The organism is Microcoleus sp. PH2017_08_TRC_O_A (assembly GCF_020738665.1).
GTDB lineage: Bacteria > Cyanobacteriota > Cyanobacteriia > Cyanobacteriales > Microcoleaceae > Microcoleus.
In genome coordinates this window covers 1-10,095 of sequence record NZ_JAEQCE010000143.1, presented here as the reverse complement: position 1 = coordinate 10,095, position 10,095 = coordinate 1, and the positions used below count along the sequence as shown (strand labels likewise).

At 47.2% G+C, this 10,095-nt stretch carries 12 protein-coding genes; 7 read left to right on the top strand and 5 right to left on the bottom strand.

What is annotated here, in order from left to right; genetic code table 11:
* Positions 1-141: 141 nt before the first annotated feature.
* Positions 142-1,113 carry an Hpt domain-containing protein gene (locus tag JGK22_RS31575; protein WP_293187044.1) on the bottom strand — a complete coding sequence of 324 codons (972 nt, stop codon included), beginning with the start codon at positions 1,111-1,113 and terminating at the stop codon, positions 142-144.
* Positions 1,114-1,295: 182 nt separating this feature from the next.
* Entirely contained in the window at positions 1,296-1,550 is a 255-nt protein-coding gene (locus JGK22_RS31570) for a hypothetical protein (protein ID WP_293187043.1), read from the bottom strand.
* Between the two features lie 479 nt (positions 1,551-2,029).
* Between JGK22_RS31570 and JGK22_RS31565 the strand changes: the two genes are divergently transcribed.
* From JGK22_RS31565 to JGK22_RS31545, 5 genes are all read left to right on the top strand, one after another.
* Positions 2,030-2,290, top strand: a complete 261-nt coding sequence (locus JGK22_RS31565; protein ID WP_293187042.1) for a sulfiredoxin — start codon at positions 2,030-2,032, stop codon at positions 2,288-2,290.
* Between the two features lie 115 nt (positions 2,291-2,405).
* A complete protein-coding gene (dps, locus tag JGK22_RS31560) occupies positions 2,406-2,951 on the top strand; it encodes a DNA starvation/stationary phase protection protein Dps (RefSeq protein ID WP_293214368.1) in 546 nt (181 codons plus the stop codon).
* Between the two features lie 12 nt (positions 2,952-2,963).
* The gene (locus JGK22_RS31555; protein WP_293277644.1) at positions 2,964-3,113 is read left to right on the top strand and encodes a hypothetical protein; all 150 of its coding nucleotides are present in this window, start codon (positions 2,964-2,966) and stop codon (positions 3,111-3,113) included.
* On the top strand, positions 3,100-3,804 hold the full coding sequence (locus JGK22_RS31550) for a helix-turn-helix domain-containing protein (protein WP_293277643.1): 705 nt from the start codon (positions 3,100-3,102) through the stop codon (positions 3,802-3,804). Before JGK22_RS31555 ends, JGK22_RS31550 begins: the two co-directional genes overlap by 14 nt.
* Before the next feature lie 231 nt (positions 3,805-4,035).
* Positions 4,036-4,362: an STAS domain-containing protein gene (locus JGK22_RS31545; protein WP_293187039.1), complete on the top strand. Its 327-nt coding sequence runs from the start codon at positions 4,036-4,038 to the stop codon at positions 4,360-4,362.
* Between the two features lie 56 nt (positions 4,363-4,418).
* Here the strand turns inward: JGK22_RS31545 and JGK22_RS31540 are convergent, their stop codons facing one another.
* Positions 4,419-5,555, bottom strand: coding sequence for a SpoIIE family protein phosphatase (locus tag JGK22_RS31540; protein WP_293187038.1), 1,137 nt, complete (start codon positions 5,553-5,555; stop codon positions 4,419-4,421).
* A 242-nt stretch (positions 5,556-5,797) separates the two neighbouring features.
* Here JGK22_RS31540 and JGK22_RS31535 point away from each other — a divergent pair, with 242 nt between their 5' ends.
* The gene (locus JGK22_RS31535; RefSeq protein ID WP_293208895.1) at positions 5,798-6,028 is read left to right on the top strand and encodes a hypothetical protein; all 231 of its coding nucleotides are present in this window, start codon (positions 5,798-5,800) and stop codon (positions 6,026-6,028) included.
* A 549-nt stretch (positions 6,029-6,577) separates the two neighbouring features.
* On the top strand, positions 6,578-7,087 hold the full coding sequence (locus JGK22_RS31530; protein WP_293187036.1) for an anti-sigma regulatory factor: 510 nt from the start codon (positions 6,578-6,580) through the stop codon (positions 7,085-7,087).
* A gap of 15 nt (positions 7,088-7,102) precedes the next feature.
* On the opposite strand, the gene JGK22_RS31525 is transcribed toward JGK22_RS31530, so the two are convergent.
* Together JGK22_RS31525 and JGK22_RS31520 are read right to left on the bottom strand one after the other, a co-directional pair.
* Positions 7,103-7,876: a DUF1350 family protein gene (locus tag JGK22_RS31525; protein ID WP_293314452.1), complete on the bottom strand. Its 774-nt coding sequence runs from the start codon at positions 7,874-7,876 to the stop codon at positions 7,103-7,105.
* Positions 7,877-8,426: 550 nt separating this feature from the next.
* Positions 8,427-9,458, bottom strand: a complete 1,032-nt coding sequence (locus tag JGK22_RS31520) for a glycosyltransferase (RefSeq protein WP_293187033.1) — start codon at positions 9,456-9,458, stop codon at positions 8,427-8,429.
* Positions 9,459-10,095 lie beyond the last annotated feature (637 nt).

Below are 10,095 nucleotides of genomic sequence, written 5' to 3'. Positions count from 1 at the left end.
CCGAAAGCCTGCGTGTTTTGCCATCAAGGTTGCTTCAGTATTATTTAATTTGAGCGCTCGCTTGACGGCAAACATGGAACTGACTCTCAGCAATCAACTTTAGATAAGTTTAGCAAACTATTTGCCACTTAACTCTTGCTCCTAGGAAGAGGATTTAATGGCGTGAACCAGTAACTTGGCAATTTCCGAGAGTTGCTTTTTGTTGAAGGTTTTGAGCAAAAGCTTGACTACCGCCTTAGGTTCAGCGGGAAGAGCTACTTGCTTCGACGCTGCTGCTGGGGCTGCTGGGGCGCTTACCTCTGCTGGTTTTGGGGCTGCTACCAAAAGTAGCAAATTTTTACTCGGAGCGATCGTCTTAACTTTCCCCGTTTGCACCAAATCTCCCGCATCCTTGAGCTCTTTGATAATCAGCGGAGCTAAGACTTTATAAGAGTTTTTGGGATTAACGATCGCCCCTCTAGCAGTTTTAACTAAATTTTGCCAAGGCTCAAATTTAGCTCCCAACTTATAGAGTCGAGCGCACGCAGTCGCCAATTCCTGACGGCTAGCAGCAGATTCTTTCTGCTTGAACACCTGCAACATCTCTTTCAGTAAAACCATCACTTGAACAGCAAAATTCCCCGGCGCGGCGCCCGCTGTTGGAGCCGCGACAGGTGCACGAGTTCCAGCAGTAGCAACCGCCACAACTTTGCCCGCCGCCAAGTTGTTGAGATGAGTTTCCAGTTGAGCAAAAACTGGCATCACCTGCTGGACGAGTTTTTCTCCCTCTTCATTCCTCAAGCCAAAAGGCCCTTCCAGTCGCGCCAGCAAGTCTTTAAGCGTATCAACTCCCTTTAAAAATAGAGATTCTGCCGTTTGGTCAACTTGCTTGACGGGCCCATCCTTGAGTACCTTAAAACAATCTTCCAAGCGGTGAGCGGTTGTTTTAATACTATCCAAGCTGAGCATAGCCGCCCCTCCTTTCACAGAGTGGGCGGCTCGAAACATCTCTTGGACCATTTCGGGGTCTTTCATCGTGGACTTCAAATCCACCAAACCATTTTCTAGAGTATCGAGGTGCTCCTTAGCCTCCTCTATAAACAAACGCATTATTCGATCTTGCTGATCTGACACGACAGTCCTCCTAACAATCTCAGCATCCTCCAGAAAGAACCATCTTCGTGGGAGGAAACACGACTCCTGCCAAAAGTCAGAAGCTCCCATGCAAAATATTCTAGCCTGCCTCTTGTGAAAGACTGACAATACTCGTGTCTGGGCGGTTTTAGCTCTCTTTCCTGGTGTGCTGGAGATCGATTTTAGAGTTCTGAGGGAGTATCTGGAGCAATTTCGATGCCCATTCCTTGTTTGATCATCTGCTGATCCGTAATCAAGTCGTTCAATTCCTTGACTTCGACGCCGATTTTTTGGCAAGCTTCTTTGAGTTCCCGCTCAAAAGTGTTGAGGTCGCTTCCGTAGCCGCAAAGCTCGGCGGCTGTGGTGATTCCTTGTTGGGCATTGGCTTTGGCGCAGTCGATCAATTCAAGACCTTTGAGGGGTTGGGATGATGCCATAATATCAAACCACAATTTATCTTTTGTCCCACTGTACCTAGAACGTTGAGGTCGATCGATCTATCGAAAGGCATGAAAAATCCTAGCGGTGCTGCGTGTTACCAATAAATTATTTTTGGGGACTTCCTGTCAAAATAGCAGTAGTTAGGATTTTCTAACCGCTCGTAAAAACATGGACAAAGCTACCCAAAAGTAGTCAATGTTAGACATCTACGTTGGTAATTTTAGTCCACAGTCCTAAAACTACAGGAATATCAGCATTGATTGTTTTGCCAGTTGAGGCTCTATATAAACCACGCTGAACGCGTTTACCGCTAAAAACAGGCTTGACCTCTGTCTTTTTGTTATACCTCAAACACTACAGCAAACGGTCGATCGCACGCCCCCGTTCTCCCAAGCTCAAAATTTCCCGACATTTCTCTTGCCAAGTCGAAGTCATTACGAGTATGATTTAACAAGAAGCAAAAAAGAGAGCCGCCATGAGGATCGAAGAAATTCCTCTCAACCAGATTCGCCGCCCCCTGCCGCGAGTCAACGACCAAACTAAAGTAGCCGCCCTCATGGAATCCATCCGGGAGGTAGGTTTAAACGAGCCCATCGACGTGCTAGAAGTAGATGGCCAGTATTACGGATTTTCCGGCTGCCACCGGTACGAAGCTTGCCAGCGCCTCGGTTTAGAAACTATCCCGTGCAAAATCCGCCGAGCTCCCCGTGCTGTGTTGCAGATGCACCTAGCCTGAGCAATTCACGACAGGCAAATATTCGATCGCCCAAAACAGCCAAAACAGCCAAAACTAACTGTCCAAACAGTCTCAGATATTCGATCGACAATCACCACTAACAACCTAAAAACCTATGACTACCAACAACCACAAACAACACCTTTACCCGACGCGCATCGATATGTCAGCCGCCACCCGCTCTCAAATAGTCGGGCTGCTCAACGCCACGCTAGCAACCACTCTGGACTTAAAAACTCAAGTCAAGCAAGCTCACTGGAACGTCAAAGGCATGGACTTCTATCAGTTGCATTTGCTGTTTGACGAAATGGCCGGGGAACTCGAAGAATACGTCGATACGGTTGCTGAACGAGTCACTGCTTTGGGCGGTTTGGCTGTCGGAACAGCCCGCACAGCCGCCGCAGATTCGATTTTGCCAGAATTTCCTTTCGACATTCTAGATGGCAAGGAATACGTCACTGCTTTAGCCGATCGCTATGCACCCTACGCCCAACATCTACGAGTTGCGATCGACAAAGCATCAGAACTCGGCGACGCCGATACAGCCGACTTGTACACCGAAATCTCCCGGGCAATTGACAAGCGTTTGTGGTTCCTAGAAGCGCATTTGCAAGGTTCTGCGACAACTACAACAGCCGCCGAGAAAGTTGCAGTCAAATAGCCACTTTCTTTTGTGGGGTGGGCCGAAGAGCCCGCCACAGGCAAGATGCCTGTGCCACTTTCTTTTGTGGGGTGGGCCGAAGAGCCCGCCACAGGCATCTTGCCTGTGCCACAAAAGTTGTGGAGTGGGCTTCTAGCCCGCCCCAAAGATGTATTTCCTTAAAGCTCGCAACAGTTTACGATCGAGAATATGTCCATTTATTAATTTGGATGAATTTTTCGTGGCAGCTAATATTCCAGATTATGCTCCTCAACTGCAACGGCTGATGCAACAGGCCGGGATTTCGAGCGATCGAGAACTCAGCCAAAAAGCAGGAGTTCCCGAAATTCAGGTCATCCGCCTGCGTCGCGGCTTAGCTTTGAAAACCCGAGCCGACATCCTGCTCAAAATCAGTCAAGCTTTGCAAATTTCCTTAACCGAACTGCTCGCAACCTTGGCGCCAGACTTTGTAGAGTTAGAAAAGGCACCACCCACAGCCTTAGAACAAGAATATCAGCGCCTCCAAGCTGCGATCGCACAGCAGCGATCGTCTTTGATGGAGGAATTCCAGCTTGCTAGCGTACAAATTTTAGAATCTTGGATGTTGCAGTGGCCGACTGCTGCCAGCAAAGCTCAGGAAAATCACCACTTGCGGGCCCAGAAACTGCTGCCGTTGCTACGCCCCGTCGAGCAGTTATTGCAGCATTGGGGCATAGAGTCGATCGCCCCAGTCGGAGCAGAGATTCCCTACAACCCGCAACAGCACCAGCTCATCGAAGGAACAGCCCAGGCCGGAGAACCCGTCAAAGTCCGCTATACAGGCTACACACAAGGCGATAAACTCCTCTACCGCGCCAAAGTTAGCTTAGTTTGATGCCATTCTGTATTCAGCAGAACAAAAATTGTCCCCCTCTCACAATTCACTCGCGGTGGCGAAGCGCTGCGAGTCCGATCGGCGTTCCCATCCGCAAAGAGCGCCATCTCTTGCACTCAACAATATTCTCCCGTTCTCGGATTTTCCGTTTCTCTTATTTGGATCGGAGTCCATCTCGCAGCTATACTTAGCCTAGTCTGGCTAGAAATTCTGACATTCCCATCGCAAAATATGAGTCCTGTAGTTAAAATTATTCAGCCCTCTGGCATTTTAGACGGCACCAAGGCAAGTCAATTCCGCCAAGAGATTAGCGACCTAGTGGAAGCGGGAGCCGATGTGGTATTGATAGACTTCACTGATGTGACTTTTATGGATAGTTCTGGTTTGGGCGCTTTAGTATTAGCGCTCAAAACAGTCCGGGCCGCTGGGAGTCAATTAGTCGTCTGTTCTATCAACGAGCAAATCCGCATTTTATTTGAACTCACCAGCATGGATCGAGTTTTCGAGATCTTTCCGACCCGGGATGCTTTTAATCGCAAAATTGTCTCCACTAACTAACTCTTTTGGCTGCTGTCTTCTTGCCATTTGGTTGCAAATGTGATGCAAGAGGTCAGCTAGCCAAAGTTGATCTTGAGTAAAGACCAATCATCATCAAAAACTGCTTTAGCGTTCAACTTTTGAATGTAGTTCAGAACCAGTTCTAACTGATCGGCAGTTGCACCGTTGTAAGATGCTAGCAGGTCGATGAAAGGGTCTAGCCCCCAGATATTGCCGTCAGGTTGGTGAATCTCGTATACCCCATCGCTAAAGATGTAGAGAGTGCTTAAATCCTCGACATCGCAGCAATTATCGACATAGCGGGCGTCGGGGAACATCCCAACTGGCATTCCGGGGGTTTTTAATTGCTTGATTTTAGCCGTGCTCGCAGGGGACTGGGAAATTAACACGGCCGGGGGATGGCCGGCGCTGGCGTAAGTTAGCTGCCGAGTAATGCGGTTGTAAACGCCATACCAGATGGTGAAATATTTGTCATTTTGGTAGCTCATCTGGAAGGTGGTATTGAGGGCCCGCAAAACATCGCTCGGTTTGTAGTAGTCAATGTTGGGCAGTGCGCGCGATCGCAGCAAATTCAGCACCGCCACAGAAGGCAGCGCCGCCCGCAAACCGTGACCGGCTACGTCGAGCAAGTAAATCGCCAAATAATCGGCATCCAGCCAGTTGTAGTCGAAGCAATCTCCGCCTAACTGCCGGGAGGGAATGAATTTTGCCTCGATGCTGACAGGTTCCGTCATCGGATCGGGCAGCAGCGATTGCACGTACTCCGCTGCTTCGGCTAACTCTGCTTCCAGGCTTTGCTTGGCAATTTTCAAATCTCGGCTGAGTTGGTGCAGCCGCAATCCTGCGCGTACTCTCGCCTGCAATTCGTTGAGTTCGATCGGCTTGGAGATAAAATCGTCGGCACCGGCGTCAAGCCCTTTGACTCGATCGGCGATCGATCCCAAAGAAGTCAACAAAAAGAATTGTGTAGTTGACAGTTCCGGATCAGCCTTAACTCGACGGCAAACATCAATGCCGGTCAAACGCGGCATGATCCAATCGCAAATTATCAGCGCCGGACGCAATTTTTGCGCCTGGGCCACGCCGTCTTCGCCATTGCTTGCTACTGTCACTTCGTAACCCTGTTTTTTCAGGGTTCTTCTCAGCAGTTCTTGAACAGCCGTATCATCGTCAATAACCAGAATTTGAAACATGGCACTCGGGTACTACAAGTCTTTCAAAGGTCTGGGGGTCATTTAAAATATATCCTGTGAGGGCGATTGTCTGAGATTGAGTATGGTCTAATAACATCGCTTTTCAGGTAAATGCTTTTGCCGGCCAGCCATCGAGTTCAATTTACCTTTAAATTTGATGCAAATTTTGGTTGGGTCGAACTTCACCCAGTTTATACTCAGAACATAAACTTTGATGGACTTTTTTGGGCAGCAGGGGCGAATTGACATCGGGGCGCGACTTCTGGTATCGTAAACAGCTAATTACTCGATTTGACATTTATTTTTTTAGCAGTACAAGCCAGTACAGTCGAACTCCCATTCAATTTTGCCTGGTTTTACACGGTCAGCCGCCGCAGCAGCAACTGGAAAATGACGCTGCCGTTGAAGAACTGCGATGGGTGATGTTGGCGCTAGCAGTTGCCCGCATTTTGGCAAAAAAGTTAACAACGTAAAGTACAGGCAGTATAATATTTGCCTCTATTTTAGCTAATAAAACAGCAAGAAGCCTTTCACCTGCCCGATAGGGAGGTGATGAGATGAATTGCGAGCGAGTTGACGACAATCCTCTGACCAATGCCGGAGGCGAGGGAAGAGGGTAGGTCGGAAATGAGCTGTCATATTTTGTTTGTACCCATAAATTTGATAGAATAAATTTGGTTAACTTCACCCCTATCGGTGTCTGATCAGCCTCTGTCCAGTAGCATTGCGATTATTGGTAAGCGACTCCGTTGCACAGCATAGAAGCAAGTAGGCACATCTTGATTAATGCAAATTACCTCCGGGTTTGTCCGATAGTGCGAATCAGCCAGCATCTCATCCAGGGCAGTAAAATTTGTAGGGTACAAGGTAAGAAATTTACAGTCTGCGGTAGGGCATTCCGTGGACTTAAAACAAAGCTCATCGCCTCCGAAGCAATAGCTGGATTGGATGAGAAGCCTACACTGTATTGCTTGCAATCAGTGTAGGAGTATGTCACGGAACTATAATTTTAGTGGCTGAGCGTGATTGAATTAAAAGGTTCCGAAAAGTTGCAAGTCCTAAAGAAAGCGGCTCTTCAAGTCAATACTGGCCAGAGTGCTTTAGAGCCAGTTTTGTCCTGGTTTGCAAAATTGTACGAGCAGCGAATTCCTACAAGTGTGTGGATACGCTGTCAGTTGGCTTTGGCTGAGGGCTTTACAAATGCGGTGCGTCACGCCCACGAGGGCAAACGGCCGGATTTGCCGGTGGAGATTAACGTGGTGGTGTCTGCTGAATCTGTAGAGATTCAAATTTGGGATTCGGGCTCTCCCTTTGATTTAGAGCAAAAAATTCAAGATATGTCGAAAACGATCGATCCTGAAGCTTCGGGCGGGCGGGGCCTCAAGTTGATGAAAGACATCGCAGACAGTCTCAGTTATACGAGAACGGCTGATGGTCGTAACTGTCTGTCGATCGTCAAAAACTATACTCCTATCCCCGAGACGGACGACGAAGATGATATTTTGCAGTTGCCGGACGAACTTTTGGGTTGATCGGCTCATCGGCTGTTAAACGCGCGACAGAGGGTTTAGCCACAGCAGAATTGTCCGTTTTAATTGATTTAATTCTCGATACACTTCTTGTTTTACCCATTGGCCAAGAGCGTCGAAGGGTGTAAAAATTTGACCGACAGGCCAGCTAACATCTTGACCTAATGGCGTTTGATGGTTGCCGGCCAGTGTCTGAACTGTAATCATGTCGGAAAATCTTTGTTTTAGCAGACCATTTAACAGCAGGGTTTGGTCGATGTTGTCGCTGTTAAATTTGACTAAAAGATTGCGCCGGATTTGATAGCTATCTTGCACGAGGCGGTTGGTGTCTTGGGGGGAAGGGGTAAACTCTACGTTAAAGACGGGGGAAATTTGCTCGACGATCGGGATTGCTTCGGATGCTGCATAATTGTTGAAAGAGATCAGAATATTGCCGGCTCTTTCTATGTCAAACACCGAGCCGATCAGCAAGTGCAGTTTGCATCCCATGCTGTGCCCCATGCCGTAGACAGGCAGATAGGAAGATTTGAGCAATTTCTTGGCGCGCAACCTATCGAGGGCATTTTCAAACTTGTTGAGGACATCGCGGGCGATCGCAATATGATCCAAAGTATTGACAAACGGGGTTGCTACTACCACATATCCTTGATTCCCCAAGGCCTCTAACAGCCACCGATAGGTCAGTTGCGGTGCAGCAGCTACAAATGCGCCGCCGAGAAAATGTACGATCGCGATCGGTTTCGAGTTTGAGGGAATTAATACCCAGTTGCCAGAAATTTCTTGCCAGTCCATAAATTTAGTCTAGTTCAAAGTAAAAAGGCGATCGTTCTCTGAAGGTATCAGGTAAAAAGGTAGAAAGCATAATTTTTGTTACTTTTTTGCTTTTACTTTCTGCCTAACAAATAGGTTTCCTACCCATTTTTATTCACAAAACTTGGCTTTTTACTTACCATAAATAATTGGTTTAAAGCCGGAACCCCGATCGGGAGGAATTTAAAAAAGACGATTGATTGCTCCAATCCTCTTCCTTCTTTGTCAACTGCTGTCAACTGTCAACTGCTGTCAACTGTCAACTGTCAATTGTCAACTGTCAACTGAATGAAACCTTATCTATTTTAATTGTTTTGGCAGCAAATAGCACGGCGGGCACAGGCTGCTATTTCCGGCTCGCTCGGGTTGAGGCTGGCGGCTGAATATAACACTATACGCGATGGTTAACGCTTTGTTGCGATCGCGCGACGCCAGAGCGATCGAGCGTATCTATTTTTCAGAGGCTTTTATCTCCAAGACGGTTCAGATCGAACCGTCTTAGATTAAAACCTGCATACAAATACAAGAGCCTTTAGGAAAAACCGCTGACTTCCGACGATCGCTGGGGATTAAATTCTGCTGCATGACGGGTGCTTTCTGTCGTTTGACGGCTCAACTTCTCGTGAGATTTCATCCATTTCCACTTGTTCAGAGTAGCTTGAGGATTGAGGGCTGTCGTAGCGATGCCATAAATCAGAGTCAGTACAATCTCCCGATTCAACCAACTTTGTCCCACCTTTCTCATGTAGTGCAGTGCCAAAACTTCTCGGAATTTGTTGAGCCTTGGCAAAAGGGGCAAATTGTTAAAGCACAACTGTTCGTACTCGTTGAGCGATAACTCTTTTTCTCCCCGCAAGCGCCGCAGTTGGTTTTCCTTGACACATTCAGAAGCTATGCGCTTTTTCAGCCAGTGCTTGTCTGTGAGAGAGTTTCCTCTAATTCGATAATTTCCCAAAGGTGCTGTCGCGGCTAGCAAGCCGTGCTTTTGAGCAATTTTGGTAAATAACTCTGTATCTTCTCCTACCTCCCAATCTTCTGCAAAGCCACCTTCTTTGAGCAAAATGAAGCGATCGACTACCACAGAAGACGGGAAAACCCAAGGACTTTCGCCTGTCTCCTTAATCGCCTGCATTTCGGCTTTAGTTGTAGGATAGGTAGGAACGTAACTCAACTTGTTGCCATGCTTGTCTAAATACCGCAAAGCGTGAGCAACTGCTTTGACTTCGGGATTGTCTGCGAGCATCTTCAAACAAACTTCTAGCTTGTTGGGTTCCCAGGTATCGTCACTGTCTAGAAACGCTACATACTTGCCGGTTGCCCGCTTGATCATTAAATTTCTTGACTTGGAAACCCCATAATTGTGGGGATTTCTATAGAACTTAATTCTCGAATCTTGCTTGGCCAGCCTAGCACCAATTTTTCTAGTATCGTCTGTCGAGCAGTCATCAACAATTAAAATTTCTAGATGCTTGTGGCTGCCATTAACTACGGAGGCAACGGCCTCGGCCAGGGTTTCGGCTGCATTGAATGCAGGAATTATTACACTGACTTTTGGGCTGTTCATAACTTGAATTAGTTGTGTTTTGGTAGTTGTTCGCCGAAGTATAGTCTTCGCCACATATGACCCCTGAAATTAGAATACGAAGAAAGTAAGGATTTTCCGCTGAAACTGAAAATTGCTGGCTGTGAAACGCACTGACTGGGATCTAGTGCGATGAAAGCTCGCGTTTGAGCAGTTAAGTTGCAAAGCATAATGTCCGGCGCTAGATGATTCCAGCTTCCACCCCCTGGCGTGTATGCCAGCAAGGGCAAAAATAGGATGCTGTTTCTGAGCGTTCGTATATCTACATAGAATCAACAGTGCTTTCCGCAAAGGATTATACAGCTTTATTAAGTTTTATGACAGGAAATTAAGAAAATTAACTTCCTATATCAAACTTCCTGCCTTGGGGGAAAGAAGAGGTTAACTTACAGGGCGAAATAGTTATCTAAACTTAATCAAAGCTTGCTGGACAAGATAAGTCTAGAATTGAGATAATATCTGGAATGCCGAAAACCAAGGCTCAATTATCCGGTTTGTAAACCGCAGTTCTGTCAGTACCAGCCAGCCTGTTAAGGTCGAGAAGGAAGTCCACAACTCGTTAAATTGGCTGAAAATAGTGGGTGACTCATGGCTAATAGCGACCGCTAGAATTGTTTTT

Bases quoted from the DNA above. Each gene is read 5' to 3' on its own strand.
- JGK22_RS31570 (WP_293187043.1), bottom strand. From the start codon at position 1,550: ATGGCATCATCCCAACCCCTCAAAGGTCTTGAATTGATCGACTGCGCC.
- JGK22_RS31565 (WP_293187042.1), top strand. From the start codon at position 2,030: ATGAGGATCGAAGAAATTCCTCTCAACCAGATTCGCCGCCCCCTGCCG.
- dps (WP_293214368.1), top strand. From the start codon at position 2,406: ATGACTACCAACAACCACAAACAACACCTTTACCCGACGCGCATCGAT.
- JGK22_RS31550 (WP_293277643.1), top strand. From the start codon at position 3,100: ATGTATTTCCTTAAAGCTCGCAACAGTTTACGATCGAGAATATGTCCA.
- JGK22_RS31545 (WP_293187039.1), top strand. From the start codon at position 4,036: ATGAGTCCTGTAGTTAAAATTATTCAGCCCTCTGGCATTTTAGACGGC.
- JGK22_RS31540 (WP_293187038.1), bottom strand. From the start codon at position 5,555: ATGTTTCAAATTCTGGTTATTGACGATGATACGGCTGTTCAAGAACTG.
- JGK22_RS31525 (WP_293314452.1), bottom strand. From the start codon at position 7,876: ATGGACTGGCAAGAAATTTCTGGCAACTGGGTATTAATTCCCTCAAAC.
- JGK22_RS31520 (WP_293187033.1), bottom strand. From the start codon at position 9,458: ATGAACAGCCCAAAAGTCAGTGTAATAATTCCTGCATTCAATGCAGCC.